The sequence below is a fragment of the Spongiivirga citrea genome, assembly GCF_010671565.1.
Classification (GTDB): domain Bacteria; phylum Bacteroidota; class Bacteroidia; order Flavobacteriales; family Flavobacteriaceae; genus Spongiivirga; species Spongiivirga citrea.
The window spans coordinates 540,975-562,949 of record NZ_JAABOQ010000001.1 but is presented as its reverse complement, the minus strand read 5'-3'; the positions used below and the strand labels follow the sequence as shown (position 1 = coordinate 562,949).

The window sequence follows — 21,975 nt, the reverse complement described above, 5'->3', positions numbered from 1 at the left end:
TTGATATGACCGGAACCTTTGCTTTTGCTGTCTCCGGTGCACTTGTGGCCTTGAATAAACGCATGGATACCTTTGGCATTTTTATCATTGCCTTTGTTACTGCAGTTGGTGGAGGTACTTTAAGAGATGTATTAATCGGGAAAACGCCTGTTTCCTGGATGACCGATCTACTTAATGTGTATATCATTTTTGGTGCAACCGTATTTACCATCTTATTTAGAAACTACTTAAAATACTTAAGTAAATCACTTTTTCTATTTGATACCATCGGACTTGGTGTATTCACTTTATTAGGTATAAAAGCAGGATTATCTGTAGAGATTAGTGCCGTTGCCTGTGTTGGTCTTGGTACGATGACAGGAAGTTTTGGCGGCGTGATACGTGATATTTTGTGTAATGAGATTCCTGTTATTTTTAGAAAAGAAGTATATGCGACTGCCTGTATTTTGGGTGGTGTATTTTATTTCGTGGCACAGTACCTAGGAGCCAATACATTGGTTATTGATATTGGTACAGCACTTACAGTAATTTTAGTTCGACTGCTGGCTGTTAAGTTTAGGTTGCAGTTGCCGGTGGTTTATAAGAACTGATAAGGAGATTTAGGCAATAATACCAATTCGCCCGCATTATTAGAAATAATGATTAGGGTTTTATCCTTTCATTAATAGTTATCGTTTCTAAATGTGTAGGAATGATAACCTTTGTTTGGGGAGCGAGTTTTTTTACATCTTTTTGAAATGGAATTAGTTTATCCTCGACGCCTTTTTTTTGTGAAAATCCGTAAGGCAGTCTAAAATTGTCCCAATGAGTTGGAATAATCACCTTTGGATAATTTGTAATGGCAAGAAGACGTTCGTTGTATTTATAGAGACCAAGTTGTGAACGATTCACACCGGCTAATAAGATATCAGGCTTAATACCCAATAGTTCTCTTTCAATAAAGTTCATTGAACCCATAGTTAATACTTGATGATTTGAAAATCTAGCAAGAAACATAAGTGATCCACCTTCTATAAATTCAGATACTTTAAGTGGCGTTTCAGGTACTTCGGTATAAACCCTATTATCGATATAATGCTTTTGATTTAATGCGGAATGCAACGTAGGAATAACTTTTACCGAAAAATTATCAAATTGATAATCTTCTCCACCTTTGACGGGATATAATTGCTCGTTTGGGATTCCATATCCGCGTAAAATATTGCAGGTTGTTTCAGTGCCAACAACTTTTGCTCCAGTTTTTTTGGCGATATAGGGCACATCGGCAAGATGGTCAAAATGGGAATGATGAACCAAGATAAAGTCAGCTTTGGTAATTAGACTATCAATAGTGATTGTATCTGAAACTGCAATATCTGATCGCTTAACAGTTGCTCTTTTGTCATCAGGACTTATACCAGGGCCGGTACCGAGTTTGAACCGCGAGATATAAGGATCTATTAATACAGTAATGTCGCCATCGGTTATCTCCCAACCTGCAGTTCCAAGATATTTTAATTTAATGGGGTTAGTTTGAGCATGTGTACTCAGAGAGAGACAAAAAATAATAGCACTTAAGAGTGCAAACAGTTTGTGTCTGCTGGAATTCATATGCTTGATTTTATTAAAGGTGCCCATATCGGTTAGTTTGGTTTTATTTCTTTTTTTGGTTAAAATAGTAGCGATTAATAGCATCTGAATTCGCTTCAATAATATCGATAAAACCATCATTGTTTAAATCCGCGGGGATTATATCGTACGTTCGAAATTCTTCATCAGATAATGTTGACTTAGTCCATTTTTTGCCATTTTCTGAATTCCAAAACAGAGTGTTCGGACTACCAGCGTTTCCTATGATGATATCTATGTCGTTATCTAAATCTAGATCGGCAACAGAAACAGCATAACTTCTCAATTTAGATGAATCAAAAACAACAGAAGTTTTATAGGGTGTGTTGCTACTTCCGAAGTAAATTACGTTGGGTTCGCCAATATTGGCAACAACAATATCTGATAATTTGTCATTATTTAAATCGGAAACACTTACAGAACGCGTGTTATCGCTACCTGTTCCGAAAGGAATTTTTTCAGAAAAATCTAGCTTGCCATCATTCAAATAAACATAATTTGATTGCGCATCACGATTTGCTAAAATTAAATCCAGATTGCCATCATTATTCATGTCTGCAATTTCTACATCTATAGTCGAATCCTTTTTAGTTCCAAAACTCAAGTTCTTTGAAAAAACTCCATCACCATTATTCAAACAAATTTCATTAGTGCGACCTCTATTTGTTATAAGAATATCGATATCGCCATCCTGATCTAGGTCAGCTAATGTCAAATTTCTCGTAGGGGCATATTCTATTCCAAAGGAGGAACTCTTTGAAAAGTTGCCTTTTCCGTCATTTTTATAAATATAATTGGGAGCCATGTCGTTTCCAACTACAATGTCAAGATCACCATCATTATCAAGATCTGCCAATTCAGCCGCGTAAGTTGTTGACCTTTGATCACCTAAATTCTTTTCAACAGTGAAAATCCCTCTACCATTATTTATGAAAATTCGATTTTGACCTGGCCAATGTCTTCCATTAGCTACAATAATATCAATATCACCATCACCATCAACATCTCCAGTAGCAACTGACGCCGTGCGTTCTTCATAGGTGCCTAAAATAGAACGTCCATTTGATCGCATTTCATGTTCTTGTGTAAAACCAAATTGGCACACGCAGTAAAAAACAAGAATTGTGACCTCAGTTTTATTTCGTACAAAGAATTCTATCATTGGTTAATGGTTGGTTATAATAAAAGCTAGCGGTTGCCTAAGTGGTATTTTTTTTGTTGTAACTAAAGATAGCAAATCCTAATAATTAGGCGCATTACATAGATATGGCCAAACATTAAGCTTATTAATGACTGCTGGCTGTGAAGTTTAAGTTACAGTTGCCTGTGGTTTATAGGAGTTAAGAGAGGGGTAAAAAGGATGAAAGCCTTAAGTTATTTTAAAAATTTTGACAAAGCTTTTAATGGGACATATTGTTGTAAAATACTTTTAATCAACTCCTAGGTCATTTGTAAAAGAATGATGTAATTCGATTTCGCTTATTGGAACTCCAATTCTATCTTCTGTAATTCCACAAATAATCCGCTCAATTTCATATTTACTTGATATTTTTTCAACATCGATGAATTTATCTCGGTTTAACGATATTGTCCAATCCACTAACTGCCTGATTGTCCCTTTTGAAACAGGTGTTGTTCGTTTAATGGTTTTAATTCCGAAAATCTTGACGTGAGAACCTAATTCTGGATTAAAATCTAAAGCAACTAAATTAGGTAATTCAAGTCCAAGTTCTGTTTTTAATAGACTCCACTTTTCTTTCAGTTGCGTTTGAGTGAGTAATTCGGATATTTTGGTATCAGGTCTTATTTCCTTTTCGGTTGAACTCAAATTTCTTAATACTTTTCTTATTCGATAAAATACTATTTGAGTCAAACATTTATCCGTAGGATTTGTGATAATTCTACTGAAAACAATATCTGCGAAATCCTGAACTGTGCGAATTTTTTCCGCTTCAGAATCCTCAATTTGTATTCCAAATTTGTCCTCGATTGACATTACTAATTCAACTGAATCTAATCCCATTATCGGTTTGGTTTAAATGTTTTACAACGTCTCTTGTACTATACGTTTGCATCCCGAAGGGCATATGTACTATACAAATTATTATGTGTTTTTTATTATTTGCTTTAGTTTAATTAGATCACTTGGATCGTCCAATTTGTGTATCATACTATGACAATTACTGCAAAGTACAGCAAAATCATTTTTCAGATCTACTTTAAAACTACCAATTCCGAGTTCGGAAATAGGGTTTAGGTGATGAGCTTCGATAAAGTCTTTTCCAATATCACCATATATTTCGGTAAATTTTATTTCACAGACTTCACACCGATAACCTTTCAGTTTTTTTACTTTTTTAGACAATGAAGTATTTCTTTCTATTCTTCTATGCAATCGAACTTGTTTTCTTTCAAATCCTATAGTGCTTAAATCATCGCTAAAGGAATTATCTGAATAGGTTAGGTTTTCATAGAATTCCAAAATCTCAGTTAAGTCATTTCTTAGCTGTATTGAGTTTGGTAAATTTTCCTTGGGATAGTATTTGGCTATTATATTACCCGCCTGATAGTGTTTTGCATTTCGAGTTGTAGAATTTAAATCAATATCTATTAAATAGTTTTTTGAATCAAAGTCAATCTTGGCTCTAAAATCTTCAGCTCTTAGTTTTAATACTGAGATTGCTTCTTTTTTGTAATTTTCTATTACGTCAGTCACACCTTGATTTAAGGATAAATAAATTCCTGACATATCAGATTTATATATTAGAACAGGATAATACCCTTTTTGAGGACTATCAGTTATCAAAACGTCCAAAATTGCGATCCAAGGACATTCTGTCCAATTACCTTTTCCTGGTGAGCCAACAACTTTAAATCTATTTTTGTCAACTATTATTTTTTCTATTTCAGAAGGGAAATCTTTTCTAAACTTAGCGGCCAACTCGTTACCCCCAAAACTTTTCGATTTTTCGGTCAGATAATTTTTAATTGGTTCATTTAAGATATTTTCCATTCAGTTTTAATTACAGATAACAATTGGATAACATCATTGATGCTATCCCACTTATAACAACCAAGATAACAAATCGTAGTTATTATTTACTACATCATAATAACAGTTTTGGCTTCACAAAAGCTTCTTAACCATCCGATGCATCTTCAACTGGTCAGCCTTTAAGCCAGGATAGTCTAAATCCCAATAACTAAACGTTTCAAATCCCATTTTTTGATAGAAGAATTTGGCTGGGCTGGTGTCCATTACATCCACCCAAAACACCGATTTCCCTTTTTGCTTCGCTCCTGAAATAATATGCGCTAGCGATTGATTTCCTATTCCCTTTCCTGAGAATTCATTGAGGATATAGATTTTTTCAAGTTGAATCGCTTCTATAGCAGTATATGTTGATACAGCACTATCTAATTCCAGCTTGTAAAATCCAACAAGCGTATTAGCAAAATAGATAAGTTGAATCTCCGTATTTGAATCGCTTAAATCTTTTAAAAAAGCTTTTTTGGTAAAGGCCTTCTTTAAGTAGAATGCAGGTTCTTCATGTTCCCAAACGTGGGTATAGGCTTGTAGGTAGGCTTTTTGTGCAACTGGAATTAAAAGCTCAATATCCGAAGCAGTAGCCTTTTTAAAACTTATACCTTCCATTTAATATTACAACCAATACTTGGTTTTTGGGGTTCACTTACCGCCATTCCAGAAGTCGTAGCGTCAATCGCGGTTCTGAGATCTACTCCAGTTACAGGAATACCATTTCCAGGTCGGGAATCATCTAACTGACCACGGTATGTCAACTTTAAGTCAGCATCAAAAACATAAAAATCTGGTGTGCAAGCGGCATCATAATCCTTTGCTACTTGCTGACTTTCATCATATAAATATGGAAAACTAAAACCTTCATCAATGGCATTTTGTTTCATTAATTCGGGTGAATCCGCTGGATAATTTTCAACGTCGTTGCTTGATATTGCGATAAAGCCGACTTCTTCACCTGAGTAATCGTTTGCCATAGTTGCCAATTCATCATTTACATGCTTTACAAACGGGCAGTGGTTGCAAATGAACATAATCACGGTTGCTTTTGTGCCTTTTGCTTGTTGTAATGAAATATTGTTTCCAGAAACGGTATCGAAAAGTTCGAAGCTTGGTGCGACGGTCCCTAAAGGAATCATGTTTGACGGTGTGCGAGCCATTTTTTTAAGTTTAAAGTTCAGAGTTACGAGTTATGAGTTCAGAGTTCGAGTAAGCACTGCCAACTGAAGACTGAATACTGCCAACTGATCTCTACATCATTTTCGAAAAGAAAATAGCATTCATCATTAGCTTATTTGTGCCATACCAGAACGCTCTAAAGTTGGTGTTGTCGGTAAATACCGTTACACGACCTCTGCCCAATCTTTTGGTTTGAAAAGGAACAGTATTTTTTAGACTATCCAAATTCTCTTCCGAAATATAACCTGCTAACAATGGTTTCGAACTATATTTTATCGGATTATTGTAGCTGTTCTTGTCTGGTTTGATGTGAATGTTTGTATTTCTAAACAAGGATACTTTGTCGTTCTTATATCCGAAATTAATTGGATGTGAGCGGTCTATATTGGCTTCAAAAATAGCGCCGCCCGTTACCTGTGCTCCTCTAAAATTTCTGCGTTGCTCGAATTTGATATTCTCAGCATCCATATCATTCTTTTTGAACTCAAGTTTGATAAATTCTTTTTGCTTTAACCAGCTAACCGCGTTTCGGAATCCAATTAGTGTACCGCCGCCTTGAACCCAAGTTTTCAATTTTTTAGAATCTTGTTCTCTTAATCCGCCCCAGGTGTTTGGTAAAATAAAGTGTGTGTATTTTGAAAGATTGGTATTGCCAAAATTGCGACTATCAATTTTCGTTACATTCATTTCATAACGCGTATCGAACAAATGCCATATTTCGCCTGCATCATAACTAGCAACGCCATCACCCACGAGCATTGCCACTTTAGGCAGTGTTAATGCATCGAAATCGTTACTTCCTAAATCAATGCCTACCGTATTTCCGGTGTTAACTCCTGTGATTTTTAGATGACTTTCGCTAGCAACTTCTTTTAGAAAATCGAACAACGCATCCGACTTTAATTTTTGATTTTGAACCGGCACCATGATTGTTCCGTAATCGTAATTCACTCCATTTAGTTTAAAGGGAGTAGCGCCTACCTTAGCACGTAACCCCTTTTTTAATATTTTATGAAGTGCTTTTGGTGTATAGTACTCATGCCACTCGAATAGGTATGCATAATTACTTTTGTTAATGCTTGGCGAAGGCGCTTTTAAATCAGTGATCTCAGCTCCTGCTTGATTAAGGTTGGTCAAATTTGCATGATCTAAATTGAAAGCCAAAGGGAATGTCCAAGCTGAGATATCATAAAAAATGCTATCCTGAAAGTTCGTTTGACGATTGAACATCGCTTTTACCAACTTATAATTCTGCTGCTGCATCGGGATGATATAGCTATATCCCTTTTTGTATTTTTTTCCTTTTTGAGAGAAATCGCTTTTAAGCTCGTGTACTTTAATTTGATGTCTTTTTAAAATTTCGGCTAAATGATATGCTTTTGCGGCATCTTTTTCATCACCAAAAACGATGGCTTTATTTCTATCGGACGCAGCTTCTTTTTTAGCATCGCTGTAGAAAGAACGCTGATAATTTAAGATCTTGGTGCGCATCGATTTTGCAGCAGCTAAGGTTGACAAAGCTGCTGTAAATTGATTTCTGATAGAAAAAGGAAAGGTCACTACACCATTTTCACTTTCCTGTGCGTGTCCTCGAGAACTACCTTGTTCAAATAAGATACCAATACCACCATTTACGTCAGGAAACGTACTTCCTTTTCCATAGTAAAAATCATCAAATCCTTCTTCAGCATAATACAAGGATCCTATTTTGTCTAAGGCATAAATATGAAATTGACTAATTTCTTTAGTTAACTGCTGATTCATTTTAGGCGTCAACGGATTGGTTCTTGAAGGAACACCTGGCTGGAAAAAGAAGGTGCTGTTCGTTCCCATTTCATGATGATCGGTCAAGATATTTGGCATCCATTTGTGGAAACTTGCAATACGTGCTCTCGACTCCGGTAGTTGTACTGGAAGCCAGTCACGATTCATATCAAACCAATAGTGATTGGTGCGACCTCCCGGCCAAACCTCACTAAACTCACGATCATTGCCATCAGTATTTAAGTGAATGCTTTTATTGGTATTGGCCCAATAAGCAAATCGCGAAAGTCCGTCAGGATTATAAGAAGGATCAAATAAAACAATAACATCATTTAATAAGGCATCGATTTCCGGACCTTGAGCTGCGGCTAAGTGGTATGCTGCCAATAAGCCAGCATTCGCTCCACTAGGTTCGTTACCATGAATAGAAAATCCTTGATAGACTACAATAGGTAAATCATTTGCATTTTTAGATGAATTTCCGCTAGCAAAATCAAGATGATCTTGTCGCAATTGATCAATATTTTGATGATTTTTTGGTGAAGTGATTGTCAATAATAGCAATGGTCTGTCTTCAAAGGTTTTTCCTCGATCTTCAATCGTAATACGATCAGATGCCGCTGCTAGTGCTTTCATATACTGTGCTAACTTACTATGATACACATGCCATTGACCAACCTGATGCCCAATAACACTTTCTGGTGTCGGGATATTTGGATCATAGGTTACATTTTCTGGTAAATAATAAGAAAGGTCAACTGGTTTTTGTGCGGTGCAAATTGCAGATACTGTTAGTAGTAACAGGAAAAATTTCTTCATAGTAGTTAGTGTAGTGGTTTGTTGGTGTTGCTATAAAAATAAAAAAATCCGCACTGATAACATCAATGCGGATTTCATATAAAAACGTTAAAACTTTCTAAATGTCGTCGAAACTAACATCAGTAAAGCTGTCTGTATTAGTATTTTCTTCGGAATTGTCAGAAGGAGCAGTACCGTTTTCTTCGTATTCGCGCTTAAAATCTCGCTGGTGGCGCTCTGAAATAACTTCTTGCCCTTTTTCATTGACAATGTACTGCGTCATTTCCTCTAGAATTTCTTTAAACGATTCAAAATCTTCTTTGTATAAATAGATTTTGTGTTTTTTGAAATGAAACGATCCGTCGTCGTTAGTAAATTTTTTGCTTTCGGTTACAGTTAAATAGTAATCTCCTGCGCGAGTAGCTCTTACATCAAAAAAATAAGTTCTACGTCCTGCTCTTAGTACTTTAGAAAAAATTTCTTCTTTTTCTAAAATTGATTTTTCACTCATGTTCCTTCTGCTTAAATCTAAGTTTGGTTTAAAACTGAATCAAATTTGAAAAAAAAAAAGTTAGCCACCAACAAATTCTTAGATTTCTTTTTCAGAGAGTTGTTTGTTGTAAAGCTCTTTGTAGTAACCATCGATATTTATAAGCGAATCGTGTGTGCCTTGTTGAATGATCTTACCCTCATCGAGCACGATAATTTTATCTGCATTTTTAGCAGAAGATACTCGGTGACTTACAATAATGGTAGTTGTATTTTGGGAAATGGCATAGAGGTTATTCAAAATTTGCTCTTCGGTTTCCGTATCTACAGCCGATAAACAATCGTCAAAAAGTAATAGTTGCGGTTGTTTTATAATTGCTCTAGCAATAGATACTCGCTGCTTTTGTCCACCAGAAAGTGTAATGCCACGTTCGCCTAAAATAGTTTCATACCCCTTGGCAAAATCGACAATATTGTCATGAACAGCGGCATTTTTAGCTGCGGTAATTACTTCATCTTCACTAGCTTTTTGCTTACCGAATTTGATATTGTTTTTTATACTGTCAGAAAACAAAAATGCATCTTGAGGCACGTACCCAATACTTTTTCTTAGGTCGACTAGATTCATTTCTTTAATAGGACGCCCGTCGATTAATAGCTCGCCTGAAGTGGTATCATATAGTCGGCCTATAAGATCTAAAATAGTTGATTTGCCAGACCCTGTTTTGCCAATGATAGCAAGTGTTTCGCCTTGATTTACGGAGAAAGAAACATTATTAAGTGCGGTTATATTTGTGTCGTCGTATACAAACTTCACATTCTTAAATTCGATACTTCCTTTAACAGGAGTCGGATTTTCATTTAAATTTTGAATAGCTGGCTCTTCGCTTAAAAACTCGTTAATACGCTTTTGTGACGCCTCAGCCTGTTTTACGATGCTTGTTACCCAACCAACTGTAGCTACCGGCCAAGTTAGTAGGTTTACATAAATAATGAATTCCGCAATAATCCCAATACTTGCAATCTCCCCACTCATATACTGTTTTCCTCCTATATATATTACGGTAAGGTTACTAATACCAATAAGTAATAGCATTAAAGGAAAAAACAAGGCCTGTACCTTAGTCAGGTCGATTTGTTTTTGCTTACTTTCATTGGAAAGAACTGAAAAAGAAGCATTCGTCGGATTCTCAATTCCGTAGGCTTTAATGACAGATATTCCGCTAAATGACTCCTGTGTAAAAGTGGATAGTTTTGACAAATACTCCTGTACAATTGTACTGCGCTTATGTATAGCACGACTTAGCCTATAAATAATTACAGAAAGTATAGGAAGCGGAATGATGGTATACATGGTAAGCGTAGGCGCTACATTAAACATATAGACCAATGCAATGATAAACAGTGTAAGGGTGTTGATACTGTACATAATGGCAGGGCCAGCGTACATTCTGGTTTTACCAACATCTTCGCTAATACGATTCATTAAGTCACCAGTACGATTACTCTTGTAAAAGTTTAGCGACAAACGCTGGTATTGTTGGTAGACCTCATTTTTAAGATCGAATTCAATATATCGAGAGACGTTAATAATGGTTTGTCTCATTAAAAAGGTCAAAATACCTGCAATAATTGCGGCACCAATAATGAGCAATATATTTTCTAGCAATTCAGCTTTTAAAACTGATTTTTCGGTAATAATGCCTTCTTCATAATCGACTACAGCATCGATAGATTCTCTTATTAATCTTGGCGTAAATAACAAAAATATCCGAGCAATTATGGTGATGATAATCCCAATGGTTAATTGCTTTCGGTATTTATAGAAATATTTATTTAGGTGTTGAAGTTCTTTCATGTACTGATCTGCTGATCGACGTTAAAATATATGCATTTGACAATTTTAATAGTATTTTATAATAGATTCTTCAAAATGAGTTTATTTTTACCCCATCATTTTACGAATAACTAAAATCAATCATCATAACAGCTAGTCACTATGACATCAGAAATACTAGAAAAAAAAGACTTGATTAAGGCCGATCCTGTGTTTGGTCAACTTTCATTTAACGACCACGAGCAAGTAGTTTTTTGTCAGGATAAAGATACAGGTTTAAAAGCAATCATCGGAATTCATAACACAGTTTTAGGACCTGCACTTGGCGGTACCAGAATGTGGTCATATAAAAGTGAATGGGACGCTTTAAATGATGTTTTACGACTTTCACGAGGAATGACATACAAGGCCGCTATTACTGGATTGAATTTAGGCGGAGGTAAAGCCGTGATAATCGGTGATGCTAAAACCGAAAAAACACCAGAATTAATGAAACGTTTTGGTGAGTTTGTTCATACACTAGGCGGCGAGTATTACACTGCAGAAGATGTAGGTATGGACACGGCGGATATGGATCTTGTTAGAACTGTGACACCATACGTAACTGGGATTTCAGAAGAAATTGGAGGAGCAGGTAACCCAAGCCCAATAACTGCCTATGGTGTTTTTATGGGATTGAAAGCTGCTGCTAAATACCAATTTGGGACTGATGACCTTAAAGGGAAAAAGGTATTAGTGCAAGGTATTGGACATGTAGGCGAAACGTTGGTTGATTACTTAACAAAGGAAGACGCAAATGTTGTGATCGCAGATATTAATGAAGAGCGGTTACAGGCGGTAAGCAAACAATACAATTCAACTATTTATAGAGGCGCAGATATTTTTGATGAAGAGATGGATATTTACGCACCATGTGCTTTAGGTGCTACCTTAAATGATGAATCAATTGCAAAATTAAAAGCGAGAGTGATAGCAGGTGCAGCTAATAACCAGCTAGCAGATGAGAATAGACATGGAGCTATGTTAAAAGATAAGGGCATTGCATATGCACCTGACTTTTTGATTAATGCTGGTGGTATTATTAATGTATATACCGAGTTAGAAGCTAGAGATCGCGATTGGATTACTAAGACTACTGAAAATATTTATAATACAACGCTGGATATTTTTAAGCACGCTGAACAAAACGGATTAACTTCTCATCAGTCGGCCTTAAGTATTGCACAACAGCGAATTAACGATAGAAAAAAACAAAACAAAAATTAATACTTTTTCGATTATAATTAGCATTAAATAGTATTTTTGCAGGGCGAAAGAGATCAAATTCTTTCGCCTTTTTTAATTCAAAGCCAAGTTCTTTACAAATGTTGACAAGAAGACATATTCGGGTAAAAGTCATGCAATCGGTTTACGCTTTTCAGCGAGCTGCCTCAGATGATCTTAAGCCGCAAGAAAAGTTTTTAACCGCTAGTATGGATCATATGTACGATCTCTATTTGCTAATGCTAAACCTACTAGTAGAGGTAAATAGTGTAGCGGAATCTCAATTAGAGAAAATCCAGAAAAAGTACACTGCAACAGAAGAAGAAAAGAACCCATCACGAAAGTTTATTGAAAATGAATTGGTCGCTGCTTTGCATAACGATTCCAATTTGATGCAACTACTCGAAGATCGTAAACTTCGAAATTGGAAGGATGACGATGAGTATGTGCGTATTATATATGATGCGATTATTGAAAGCGATTTGTATAAATCGTATTTAAAAGATGAGAACCAATCATACAAAGACGATCGAAATATCATTTTAGACCTTTATAAAGAAGTCATCGCTCCTAATGATAAATTATATGATTATTTGGAGGACAAAAAACTTACTTGGTTAGATGATCTTCCTTTGGTGAATACGATGGTGCTAAAAACACTTCGTAAAATAGAGGAGGGAAAAGAAGATTTTAGACTTCCTAAACTATTTAAGGATGATGATGACCGAAAGTTTGCCATCGATCTATTCAGAAAGACAATCTTAAATGAGGAATCACTTGGAAAAGAGATTGAAGGAAAGACACCAAATTGGGATAAAGAGCGTATTGCACAACTTGATGCGGTTTTGTTGAGAATGGCAATTTGCGAGTTTACTAAATTTCCCTCAATACCTGTAAAGGTTACTATTAATGAGTATTTAGAGGTAGCAAAAGAATATTCAACACCAAAGAGCAGTGTATTTATAAATGGTATTCTTGATAAGTTAGTTAAAGAGTATCAACAAAAAGGTACGTTAAATAAGGTAGGACGAGGTTTGATGTGAACGAAAAAATAGTATTTTTACCCTTTAAAATTCAATAAAAATGAGAAAAATCGCCCTTTTATCAAGTGTATTACTAATGACACTTGTTATAGGTTGTAAAGAAAATGCAACCTCTAAAGTAAAAGCTGAGAATGTTGAAGTAGCTGCGCAAAGAGATGCTAATACTGGAGTTTTCCCAGTAATGACTTTCGAAGAAACTGAATGGGATTTTGGTGAGATTGAATCAAGAGCACCGCAAGAGCATGTATTCAAATTTACAAATACTGGTAAAGCACCTTTAGTAATTGCAAATATCAACACCACTTGTGGTTGTACAGCTCCAGAATGGACAAGAGAACCAGTGGCACCAGGTGCAACAGGAGAGATCTTGGTAAAATTCAATGGTAGTGGTCAAAACCAAGTAACAAAAACACTTACTGCAAATGTGAATACGGAGTCTGGTAAGGAAACTTTCAGAATTAAAGCATTCGTTAAGCCAGCCGCTCCTACTACAGCAGCAACAGCAGGTAAATAATTAATTAGCACCAGAAGCAAACGTAGATGGAAGGATTAGGAGGACAGTTACCTTTTATATTAATGATGATCGTGGTCATATTCTTTTTTATGATATTACCAGCACAACGACGTCAAAAAAAGGAGAAAAATTTTGCAAATAGTTTAAAACGCGGAGATCGTGTTATCACTAAAAGTGGTATGCACGGGAAAGTACTTGAGTTAAATGATAAGGATAACACTTGTGTAATTGAAACAGGTGCAGGAAAGATCAAGTTCGAGCGCAGCGCACTATCATTGGAGATGAGCCAAAAGCTCAATGCTCCAGCCGCTGAGAAAAAATAACTATAGCGAATATACGATTGGATATAAAAAGCCGCCTTTTGGGCGGCTTTTTTTTGTTGTCAAATTAAAGCTGATTTCTCTGCTAATCTCAGTGAACCCTACTGATACAACTCACATTTCGCCTAGAAAGGGTTCTCGATACATCCCGATAGCTATCGGGACACTCGAACTGACCATAGTCTTTATTAGTTGTGATTTGGAATTTAAATATTGAGATTTTAATTACTTGTACTTATCATGCAGCCCAACACCACTTAATATCATAGGTATAATCTTTTCTAGCCGACTTAGCTTAGTCGCTTCTCTTTTTGCTTCATTGATATATTCAATAAATTCTCTTTTCTGACCAGCTTTTAAGGCATTGAATGTAGTTTGCAAAGTTTTGTCTTTTGCTAGTTTTTCGGCAAGTATTTCTGGAATAACGTCCGACTTTTTTCCTATTTTAATCTCTTTTCCATCCTTTTGATTTTGTATTGCTTCTGCTATATATTTTACTATGAGCGCTTCATCCATCTCTTCTTTACCAGTAAACCGCCATTGGCGCAATCCTTTTGTTTTTCCTTCCTGCGCATTGATAAGAACTTTATGTTCATCTTTTAAAAAAGATCCCTGAAAAAACCAGAGTCCAACATAGGCTTTGAACGCGCCTAGACCAATAACATTTTTATTATTCAATGTGTAAACTGGGAAATTCCACTTGTAATCTTCCGTCAATTCAGATTGGTTGAGTAAACTTCGCAAATAATATAGCTCTTCTCCCCATTGCAGGTTGCGTTTGAAATAAGCTTCGAGTTTTTCAGCTTTATCCATGATTGATAGTTTTAATGACAAAAAGATACGAATTTGATGGAATAGAAAGTATATAAAATCAAAAACACCCGCCGGAGCAGGTGTTTTCTAGTTTGCAAAAACAAGTAGACTGTATAGGTCGAGTTGGGGACTTTGTTTTTGTCAAATTTTAATGATAATTATTCCTAATTATCATTGACTAATTCAAAATAATCGGTACTATTTGCGATTGTACCTTGGTACAATATTAAATAGAACCAGAACTAAGAAAGAACTTTTGTTTAAAAAAGTATGCCTTTTCGATAAACAACTGATATTTAAGTTGAACGAGATAATTTTTAAGATTTTGAAGCCTCTTTTGCTATATTAACGATAACTTCTACAGCCTTCATCATACTTTCGACTGGTACATACTCATAGCGACCGTGAAAATTATGACCTCCTGCAAAGATGTTTGGGCAGGGTAGTCCTTTGTAGCTTAATTGAGATCCGTCAGTACCCCCTCTGATTGGTTTAATAAGAGGTTTAATATCAGCCTGTTTCATTGCTTTTTCTACAAGATCGACTATATGCATCACCGGTTCAATTTTCTCTCTCATATTGTAATATTGATCCTCAATGGTAACGCTCACCAATTCTTTTTGATATTTACTATTGATATCATAAGCCAATTGTTCGAACATATTTTTTCTAGCCACAAAGTGTTCTTTGTCATGATCTCTTATGATATATTCTAAAGTAGTTTGATCAACATTACCGTGCATGTCAGTTAAGTGAAAAAAGCCTTCGTAGCCTTCCGTATGCTCCGGTGTTTCCATTCTTGGCAGCGAATCTATAAACTCCTGTGCAATATACATGCTGTTTATCATTTTACCTTTTGCATATCCGGGATGAACAATCTTTCCTTTTATATGTACTTTGGCACCTGCAGCATTAAAATTCTCATATTCAAGTTCTCCAATCTGACTTCCATCCATCGTATACGCCCAATCTGCACCAAATTTATCAACATCAAACAAATGCGCTCCTCGACCAATTTCTTCATCTGGAGTAAAACCAACTTTTATAGTTCCATGTTTTATTTCGGGATTCGCCAGAAGATATTTCATGGCTTCCATGATCTCAGTAATTCCTGCTTTATCATCTGCACCTAAAAGGGTAGTGCCATCAGTTGTGATTAAGGTGTGGCCTTTATATTGCTTTAAATCATCAAATTCTTTTGGCGAAAGAACAATATCTAATTCTTCATTTAATACAATGTCTTTTCCATCGTAGTTTTCGATAATCTGCGGATTCACATTTGCACCAGTAAAATCGGGTGTAGTATCAAAGTGAGATATAAAACCAATAGTTGGTACTTTATGCTCAACATTTGAAGGCAAGGTAGCCATGATATAGGCGTTATCGTCGATAGAAACGTCACTCATCCCCATCTTTTTTAATTGGCGAACTAGTTTGTTGGCTAGCTTCCATTGCTTTTCGGTACTTGGGCAAGAATCGGAATTCGGGTCAGATTCAGTATCAATTTTCACATAACTAATAAAGCGATCTATCAGTTGTTTTTTATCTATCATAGCGCGGGCTTTTCTACTATAAATTTACGACACATGCGGCAATATAAACTAGGGATTTTTCCTTTTTTATTGTTGTAATTTAAGCTGTAATAACTTTAGGTATTTGCTCTTTAAACTCCCATACCTATTTCCTATTTTTGCGCAACTACACCTTATTATATGTATCGCTTATTAATTAAACCTATACTTTTTCAATTCGATCCTGAAAAAGTGCATTATTTTACTTTTTCACTAATTCGTTTTGTTTGTAGAATTCCAGGATTTAAATGGCTTTTTAGAAACTTCTATAAGGTAGAAAACCCCAAATTAAAACGTGAATTATTTGGTTTAAGCTTTGATAATCCTGTGGGACTTGCTGCTGGTTTCGATAAAGATGCCAAGTTGTATAATGAACTCTCTAATTTTGGTTTTGGTTTTATTGAAATAGGAACCCTTACTCCTCAACCTCAAGATGGTAACCCAAAGAAGCGACTATTTCGATTAAAAACGGATAGCGCTATTATTAATAGAATGGGATTTAATAACGGTGGGGTAGAAGATGCCGTAAAACGCCTAAGAAAAAACAAAGGTGTATTAATAGGAGGTAATATTGGGAAGAATAAGGTGACACCAAATGATGAAGCAGTAAATGATTATACAATCTGCTTTAATGCTTTGTATGAACATGTGGATTATTTTGTAGTGAATGTATCTTCACCCAATACACCTAATTTAAGAGAACTTCAAGATAAAGAGCCGTTAACAAAGTTGCTAAATACCCTACAGGAATTAAATAAGACTAAGGAAAAAACAAAACCTATTCTATTAAAAATAGCCCCCGATTTGACTGATGAGCAGTTGCTAGATATTATTGACATTGTTCAAGAAACAAAGATTGCAGGTGTAATAGCAACAAATACAACCATTTCTCGCAAAGGATTGAGGAGTCCGATAACCTTGACAAATGAGAAAGGTGGGTTAAGCGGAAAACCTTTAACCAACCGAAGCACAGAAGTAATTCGATTTTTAGCTGAAAAAAGTAATAAGGCATTTCCGATTATTGGCGTGGGTGGAATTCATAGTGCTGAAGACGCTCTTGAAAAATTAGAAGCTGGAGCTGATCTTCTTCAACTATATACGGGTTTTATTTATGAGGGGCCGCGGTTGATTAATAGCATAAATAAAGCGATTTTAAAAAGTACTTCGTAAATGGATTACGGAATACTACTCTCATTTATGGGCGCGACAATGCTATTGGCATTAACACCTGGGCCAGACAATATTTTTGTGTTAATGCAAAGTATGGTCAATGGTTTTAAGTTCGGTTTTGCAACGATAATCGGATTGATGACGGGCTGTATTGTTCACACTACTTTAGTTGCTTTCGGAGTGTCTGCAATTATACAAGCGAATGATTATTTGTTCTTTGGCCTGAGGTTATTTGGTGCGCTTTATCTACTGTATCTGGCATATCGGGTTTTCAAAAGTAGTTCGGAAATTTCTTTTAGTGATGAGCAAATCAAGAAAAAAACTACAATCGAGTTATTTAAGCAAGGCTTCATTATGAACGTGTTAAATCCGAAAGTCTCTATATTTTTTCTAGCGCTTTTTCCAGGATTTTTATTTAGTGACGAACTTACGGAGGTTGTTCAGTTTTATACCTTAGGTTTTCTATTTATTGCGAGTAGCTTTGTTGTGTTTACATTAATTGCTTTGCTGGCTGGAGTGATATCAAGGTATATTAAAAAGAATCCAGAGTCTGGTGTAGTACTAAAATGGCTTCAGATTGTCGTTTTTGTTGGGATTGCTATTTTCATATTAATCCCAGATAAATAAATTATTTTTACGTAGGTTATTTTTCAACTACATGCAGCAAGTAAAATTAATTGAATGTCCGCGGGATGCCATGCAAGGCATTAAGACCTTTATTCCTACAGATAAGAAGGTACAGTATATTCAATCGCTGTTGCGTTGTGGATTCGATACTATCGATTTTGGAAGTTTTGTGTCACCCAAAGCAATTCCGCAAATGGTCGATACAGCTGAGGTACTTTCAAAACTAGATCTATCGAAAACTACCAGTAAGTTATTAGCCATTGTTGCCAATGTTCGCGGCGCTACCGACGCTGCTAAGCACGATCCAATAGATTATTTAGGCTATCCATTTTCAATTTCTGAGAACTTCCAGATGAGGAATACCCATAAAACCATTGATCAATCTATTGAGGTGTTAAAGGAGATTCTTGAGATTGCGGCGAATTCTGATAAAAAGGTAGTAGCATACCTCTCGATGGGATTTGGCAATCCGTATGGAGACCCTTGGAATGTGGATATTGTTGGGGAATGGACCGAGAAGCTGGCCGATATGGGCGTTTCCATTTTATCATTATCAGATACCGTGGGGACCTCGACTCCTAAAGTAATTGATTATTTGTTTTCTAACCTCATTCCAAAATATCCAGCCATCGAATTTGGCGCTCATTTACATACAACGCCTACGAAATGGCATGAAAAAGTAGATGCAGCTTATAAGGCAGGTTGCCGACGCTTTGACGGCGCTATACAAGGTTTTGGTGGTTGCCCTATGGCCAAAGATGAGCTGACCGGGAACATGCCCACTGAGCGAATGGTATCTTATTTTACTGTAGAAAAAGCCGATACGAATATCCGACCTATGAGTTTCGAGAGTGCCTATAACGAGGCGAGTAAAATCTTTAATTCCTATCATTAATAAAAAAACGCCATCAGTATGAACTGATGACGTTTTTATCGTGATATAAATTTCTTTCTTTTAATATCTAAGTTGAATGCCACCGTACACTCCAAAAGGATGACCTGGTCTTAATCCTGCTGGCACTCGTGATACAGCATAGGTTTCGTCAAGTGCATTGATGATATTTGCTGTTAGACTAAAGTGTTTATTAAAGTGATATTTTCCTGATACATCAATTGTGAAGTTAGAAGGAACTAATTCGTTTTCAGGAATACTTCCTCTCCCGGCTTCCGTTCTAAATTCTCCGTTGAGTCTAGCACTTAAGTTCACTTCAAACTTCTTGCTTTCTAAAGAAATCCCTGCGTTAAATTGGTGTTTACTTATATATGGAAGCTCATCCCCGGCAGTAACTTCACCCCAAAGATCTTCTTCGCTTCCAAAGCTATTTTGAAATTCAGTATCAGTAAAAGTATAACCAAATGTAAGAGGCAGCGCCAACTTATCATTTCCACTAAGGAGGTTATAATTAATCAAAAATTCCAATCCGCTTACTAAGACTTCACCGGCATTAAATTGTTCCAGATTTCCTGTTCCTCCTGTAGCAGCAAGATCACTCCCCAACAAATTGCTATAATCATTGTAGAAAGCGACTAACTCTCCTGAAATACCTGCAAACTTAAATCTAGATCCCAATTCGTAGTTTATACTTTCTTCTGCCTCTTCACCATCTTTACTTCCTGGAGGTGAAAACCCTTTGTGAGCCCCACCAAAAACTGATACACTATTATTTACATTATAATTTATGCCTATTCCTGGAATAAAAATATCGACCTTGTTTTCTCGAGTGCTTAGATCAGTCCCGCTTCTTGAAACATCATTTTTCCCAAAATCCTCGCGTTGCAGCTCAATGTTTTCATATCGAATTCCGGGCGTAAGTGTAAGATCCTTGTATTTAAATTTATAGGTAATGTATGATGCAAATGCCGTTGCGCTGCTTATTCGGTTGGCATCAGTCCCGGGAATTCCAGCAGTAGTCAAGTTTAACAGTCCATTGTTAATGCCGTATTGATCAACCCACTGAAAACGATCTTCTTCATCATAGTGATAACGTAAACCAACTTCTAAGTCATGAAAAGCTGTCTCTGTAGTCCAGTGATAATCAAACTTGGTTTGAATACCTTTAGAGATGTATTTACGATTGTTTGCTTTTACATACAATGCATCAGCTGCAGCATCCTGTGTGCCATTCACAATCGCAAAATGATCGGCAAAAGTAATGGGGTCTTCTAATACCGATGCTATTCCAACTTTATCTCCGTTAGCAACTACATCGTTTAATTTATACCAGTTTCTACTAAAGCCGTTGTAATATCCTGTTGTTGTAATTTTAAAATTAGTGCCGAAGTCTAATAAATAATCAGCTTGAAGTTGAACATGCTCAGTGGTCATTAAATCTTCTCTAGACCCGGCATATCTTCTAAATGGAGTAGCATTAAAATCATCATCGGTAAGTCCTAGGTAGGTTTCATCTGATTCTTCGTCAGAGTATTGAAACTTTACGTCTAGCGATTGATTTAATCCTTCTTCTTTTGCGGTGTTAACTCTAAATTTAGCCACAAGATCATTTTTATCAAAACCGGTATTACCACCATTATCAAGTTCTTTAAAACCGTCTGAGTTATAATTAAAGTATTCTACGAGGTATCCGAAGTTCGTTTTGCTCTCGCCAACTACAGCTTGAATTCTAGCAGTATTAAAACTACCGTATGAAGCAATCAAACCAGCATTGAACTGATTTGGGATTTGGGTTGAGATCATATTAATAGCTCCTCCAGTGGTGTAAGGGCCATACTGTATTTGACTGCTACCTTTTAAAATTTCAACGGCTTGCATACGTCCAATTGTTGGAAAATAATAGGCGGCAGGCGCGCTGTAAGGTGCGGGTGCGATTAGCACACCGTCTTCCATTAAGGTAATTTTCGAACTTCTCTCCGGTGAGGTCCCGCGTAAACTAATGTTAGGTCTAAGTCCGAACCCATCTTCTTCATAAATGTTAACACCTGGCACACTACGTAGTGTTCTGTTGATATCAGTATAGCCAAACTTCTTAATTTCTTCTGGAGATATGTAATAAGCAGATCCGGTTCTGTTTTTTGCGGCAAACTTACTGCCGAAAATTACATTAGCAGAAAGTACAACTTCGTCGAGCTTATATATACTGTCTTTTCTTTGTGGTTGGTTATTTTGTTGTCCGTAGATTGAGGCGGTAGCACATATAATGAAGAGTGCAGGTAGGAAGAGTTTGTTCATTTATTTAGACTAATTAAAAATAATTACTACTTTTGAGTTGGCAAAAATAAAACACAGTTTCTATTTAGCAAAGCTTATTTAGAATAAATAAAAATAAAGCACGATATTTAACATTAAGGAAATATTCAGTTTGTTGAAAGTCAATTTTTAACAGAAAGGAAAATGAATAAAAATTTGTCGATATTTATATTTGAGAGCTGAAAGACTAATGACATTATATACAATAAACAGCTTATAACTTAATCACACGAAATGAAGATTATTAAGAAAGTTCTAATCGTAGCGCTCATAGCACTTATAGGAATTCAGTTCTGGAGACCTGAAAAAAACCAATCAGGTTATGAAACCTTAGCCGCTTTTGAAGCTGATACAAAACCAACAGATAAGGTAACAGCAATCCTAAAAACCAATTGCTATGATTGTCATAGTAATCAAACAAGCTATCCATGGTATGCGCAGGTAGCACCAATTTCGTTGTGGTTAGATGACCATATCAGACACGGAAAAGGCGATTTCAATATGTCAGATTGGGCTTCCTATTCCGTTAAAAAGAAAGACCATAAGTTAGATGAATTAATTGAAGAGGTCGAAGAAGGACATATGCCTTTAGATAGCTACACTTGGATTCACGGGACCTTATCTGATGAAGACAAGAGTGTTTTAATAAGCTGGGCGCGTGAAGCAAGAAAGCCATTTCGAGCACAGTTGGCAACCCAAGAATTACCTCAATAATGCTGTGGTAATAGCCTTGA

Annotated in this window: 21 protein-coding genes; 9 read left to right on the top strand and 12 right to left on the bottom strand. The window is 36.1% G+C overall.

Annotation, left to right across the window (positions count from 1 at the left end):
* The first annotated feature begins 5 nt into the window (after positions 1-5).
* The gene (locus GWK10_RS02530) at positions 6-590 is read left to right on the top strand and encodes a trimeric intracellular cation channel family protein (protein WP_164029320.1); all 585 of its coding nucleotides are present in this window, start codon (positions 6-8) and stop codon (positions 588-590) included.
* A gap of 52 nt (positions 591-642) precedes the next feature.
* Here the strand turns inward: GWK10_RS02530 and GWK10_RS02525 are convergent, their stop codons facing one another.
* From GWK10_RS02525 to GWK10_RS02485, 9 genes are all read right to left on the bottom strand, one after another.
* Positions 643-1,590: an MBL fold metallo-hydrolase gene (locus tag GWK10_RS02525; RefSeq protein WP_164029319.1), complete on the bottom strand. Its 948-nt coding sequence runs from the start codon at positions 1,588-1,590 to the stop codon at positions 643-645.
* A 43-nt stretch (positions 1,591-1,633) separates the two neighbouring features.
* Positions 1,634-2,770 carry an FG-GAP repeat domain-containing protein gene (locus GWK10_RS02520; protein ID WP_239540669.1) on the bottom strand — a complete coding sequence of 379 codons (1,137 nt, stop codon included), beginning with the start codon at positions 2,768-2,770 and terminating at the stop codon, positions 1,634-1,636.
* A gap of 267 nt (positions 2,771-3,037) precedes the next feature.
* Entirely contained in the window at positions 3,038-3,631 is a 594-nt protein-coding gene (locus tag GWK10_RS18615; RefSeq protein WP_164029318.1) for an acyl carrier protein, read from the bottom strand.
* Between the two features lie 81 nt (positions 3,632-3,712).
* On the bottom strand, positions 3,713-4,621 hold the full coding sequence (locus GWK10_RS02510) for an MrcB family domain-containing protein (protein WP_164029317.1): 909 nt from the start codon (positions 4,619-4,621) through the stop codon (positions 3,713-3,715).
* Between the two features lie 114 nt (positions 4,622-4,735).
* A complete protein-coding gene (locus GWK10_RS02505; protein WP_164029316.1) occupies positions 4,736-5,263 on the bottom strand; it encodes a GNAT family N-acetyltransferase in 528 nt (175 codons plus the stop codon).
* On the bottom strand, positions 5,251-5,808 hold the full coding sequence (locus tag GWK10_RS02500) for a thioredoxin family protein (RefSeq protein ID WP_164029315.1): 558 nt from the start codon (positions 5,806-5,808) through the stop codon (positions 5,251-5,253). Before GWK10_RS02500 ends, GWK10_RS02505 begins: the two co-directional genes overlap by 13 nt.
* 91 nt (positions 5,809-5,899) lie before the next feature.
* Positions 5,900-8,410 carry a M14 family zinc carboxypeptidase gene (locus GWK10_RS02495; RefSeq protein WP_164029314.1) on the bottom strand — a complete coding sequence of 837 codons (2,511 nt, stop codon included), beginning with the start codon at positions 8,408-8,410 and terminating at the stop codon, positions 5,900-5,902.
* A gap of 97 nt (positions 8,411-8,507) precedes the next feature.
* Positions 8,508-8,900, bottom strand: coding sequence for a PUR family DNA/RNA-binding protein (locus GWK10_RS02490; protein ID WP_164029313.1), 393 nt, complete (start codon positions 8,898-8,900; stop codon positions 8,508-8,510).
* Positions 8,901-8,978: 78 nt separating this feature from the next.
* Complete coding sequence (locus GWK10_RS02485; protein ID WP_164029312.1) at positions 8,979-10,736, bottom strand: ABC transporter ATP-binding protein; 1,758 nt, start codon at positions 10,734-10,736, stop codon at positions 8,979-8,981.
* A gap of 141 nt (positions 10,737-10,877) precedes the next feature.
* On the opposite strand from GWK10_RS02485, the gene GWK10_RS02480 reads away from it, so the two are divergent.
* From GWK10_RS02480 to yajC, 4 genes are all read left to right on the top strand, one after another.
* Positions 10,878-11,981: a Leu/Phe/Val dehydrogenase gene (locus GWK10_RS02480; RefSeq protein ID WP_164029311.1), complete on the top strand. Its 1,104-nt coding sequence runs from the start codon at positions 10,878-10,880 to the stop codon at positions 11,979-11,981.
* Between the two features lie 98 nt (positions 11,982-12,079).
* Positions 12,080-13,021, top strand: coding sequence for a transcription antitermination factor NusB (gene nusB / locus GWK10_RS02475; RefSeq protein ID WP_239540667.1), 942 nt, complete (start codon positions 12,080-12,082; stop codon positions 13,019-13,021).
* Positions 13,022-13,061: 40 nt separating this feature from the next.
* Positions 13,062-13,535, top strand: coding sequence for a DUF1573 domain-containing protein (locus GWK10_RS02470; protein WP_164029310.1), 474 nt, complete (start codon positions 13,062-13,064; stop codon positions 13,533-13,535).
* 26 nt (positions 13,536-13,561) lie between these two features.
* Positions 13,562-13,858, top strand: a complete 297-nt coding sequence (gene yajC / locus GWK10_RS02465; protein ID WP_164029309.1) for a preprotein translocase subunit YajC — start codon at positions 13,562-13,564, stop codon at positions 13,856-13,858.
* 222 nt (positions 13,859-14,080) lie between these two features.
* On the opposite strand, the gene GWK10_RS02460 is transcribed toward yajC, so the two are convergent.
* Both GWK10_RS02460 and pepT read right to left on the bottom strand, forming a co-directional pair.
* On the bottom strand, positions 14,081-14,668 hold the full coding sequence (locus tag GWK10_RS02460; protein ID WP_164029308.1) for a YdeI/OmpD-associated family protein: 588 nt from the start codon (positions 14,666-14,668) through the stop codon (positions 14,081-14,083).
* 317 nt (positions 14,669-14,985) lie between these two features.
* Positions 14,986-16,221: a peptidase T gene (pepT, locus tag GWK10_RS02455; RefSeq protein ID WP_164029307.1), complete on the bottom strand. Its 1,236-nt coding sequence runs from the start codon at positions 16,219-16,221 to the stop codon at positions 14,986-14,988.
* Between the two features lie 159 nt (positions 16,222-16,380).
* Here pepT and GWK10_RS02450 point away from each other — a divergent pair, with 159 nt between their 5' ends.
* The 3 genes from GWK10_RS02450 to GWK10_RS02440 are packed head-to-tail and all read left to right on the top strand — an operon-like array spanning position 16,381 to position 18,931.
* On the top strand, positions 16,381-17,409 hold the full coding sequence (locus GWK10_RS02450; RefSeq protein WP_164029306.1) for a quinone-dependent dihydroorotate dehydrogenase: 1,029 nt from the start codon (positions 16,381-16,383) through the stop codon (positions 17,407-17,409).
* Entirely contained in the window at positions 17,410-18,036 is a 627-nt protein-coding gene (locus GWK10_RS02445) for a LysE family translocator (RefSeq protein WP_164029305.1), read from the top strand.
* 31 nt (positions 18,037-18,067) lie between these two features.
* Entirely contained in the window at positions 18,068-18,931 is an 864-nt protein-coding gene (locus tag GWK10_RS02440; RefSeq protein WP_164029304.1) for a hydroxymethylglutaryl-CoA lyase, read from the top strand.
* A gap of 60 nt (positions 18,932-18,991) precedes the next feature.
* On the opposite strand, the gene GWK10_RS02435 is transcribed toward GWK10_RS02440, so the two are convergent.
* Complete coding sequence (locus GWK10_RS02435) at positions 18,992-21,223, bottom strand: TonB-dependent receptor family protein (protein WP_164029303.1); 2,232 nt, start codon at positions 21,221-21,223, stop codon at positions 18,992-18,994.
* Positions 21,224-21,475: 252 nt separating this feature from the next.
* Between GWK10_RS02435 and GWK10_RS02430 the strand changes: the two genes are divergently transcribed.
* Positions 21,476-21,955, top strand: coding sequence for a heme-binding domain-containing protein (locus GWK10_RS02430; protein ID WP_164029302.1), 480 nt, complete (start codon positions 21,476-21,478; stop codon positions 21,953-21,955).
* The last annotated feature ends 20 nt before the right edge of the window (positions 21,956-21,975 follow it).

Bases quoted from the DNA above. Each gene is read 5' to 3' on its own strand.
- GWK10_RS02440 (WP_164029304.1), top strand. From the start codon at position 18,068: ATGCAGCAAGTAAAATTAATTGAATGTCCGCGGGATGCCATGCAAGGC.
- GWK10_RS02450 (WP_164029306.1), top strand. From the start codon at position 16,381: ATGTATCGCTTATTAATTAAACCTATACTTTTTCAATTCGATCCTGAA.
- GWK10_RS02530 (WP_164029320.1), top strand. From the start codon at position 6: ATGACCGGAACCTTTGCTTTTGCTGTCTCCGGTGCACTTGTGGCCTTG.
- GWK10_RS02525 (WP_164029319.1), bottom strand. From the start codon at position 1,590: ATGAATTCCAGCAGACACAAACTGTTTGCACTCTTAAGTGCTATTATT.
- nusB (WP_239540667.1), top strand. From the start codon at position 12,080: ATGTTGACAAGAAGACATATTCGGGTAAAAGTCATGCAATCGGTTTAC.
- GWK10_RS02500 (WP_164029315.1), bottom strand. From the start codon at position 5,808: ATGGCTCGCACACCGTCAAACATGATTCCTTTAGGGACCGTCGCACCA.
- GWK10_RS02480 (WP_164029311.1), top strand. From the start codon at position 10,878: ATGACATCAGAAATACTAGAAAAAAAAGACTTGATTAAGGCCGATCCT.
- GWK10_RS02505 (WP_164029316.1), bottom strand. From the start codon at position 5,263: ATGGAAGGTATAAGTTTTAAAAAGGCTACTGCTTCGGATATTGAGCTT.
- GWK10_RS02445 (WP_164029305.1), top strand. From the start codon at position 17,410: ATGGATTACGGAATACTACTCTCATTTATGGGCGCGACAATGCTATTG.
- GWK10_RS02495 (WP_164029314.1), bottom strand. From the start codon at position 8,410: ATGAAGAAATTTTTCCTGTTACTACTAACAGTATCTGCAATTTGCACC.
- GWK10_RS02435 (WP_164029303.1), bottom strand. From the start codon at position 21,223: ATGAACAAACTCTTCCTACCTGCACTCTTCATTATATGTGCTACCGCC.
- GWK10_RS02490 (WP_164029313.1), bottom strand. From the start codon at position 8,900: ATGAGTGAAAAATCAATTTTAGAAAAAGAAGAAATTTTTTCTAAAGTA.
- GWK10_RS02430 (WP_164029302.1), top strand. From the start codon at position 21,476: ATGAAGATTATTAAGAAAGTTCTAATCGTAGCGCTCATAGCACTTATA.
- GWK10_RS02520 (WP_239540669.1), bottom strand. From the start codon at position 2,770: ATGATAGAATTCTTTGTACGAAATAAAACTGAGGTCACAATTCTTGTT.
- GWK10_RS02485 (WP_164029312.1), bottom strand. From the start codon at position 10,736: ATGAAAGAACTTCAACACCTAAATAAATATTTCTATAAATACCGAAAG.
- GWK10_RS18615 (WP_164029318.1), bottom strand. From the start codon at position 3,631: ATGGGATTAGATTCAGTTGAATTAGTAATGTCAATCGAGGACAAATTT.
- GWK10_RS02470 (WP_164029310.1), top strand. From the start codon at position 13,062: ATGAGAAAAATCGCCCTTTTATCAAGTGTATTACTAATGACACTTGTT.
- GWK10_RS02510 (WP_164029317.1), bottom strand. From the start codon at position 4,621: ATGGAAAATATCTTAAATGAACCAATTAAAAATTATCTGACCGAAAAA.
- pepT (WP_164029307.1), bottom strand. From the start codon at position 16,221: ATGATAGATAAAAAACAACTGATAGATCGCTTTATTAGTTATGTGAAA.
- yajC (WP_164029309.1), top strand. From the start codon at position 13,562: ATGGAAGGATTAGGAGGACAGTTACCTTTTATATTAATGATGATCGTG.
- GWK10_RS02460 (WP_164029308.1), bottom strand. From the start codon at position 14,668: ATGGATAAAGCTGAAAAACTCGAAGCTTATTTCAAACGCAACCTGCAA.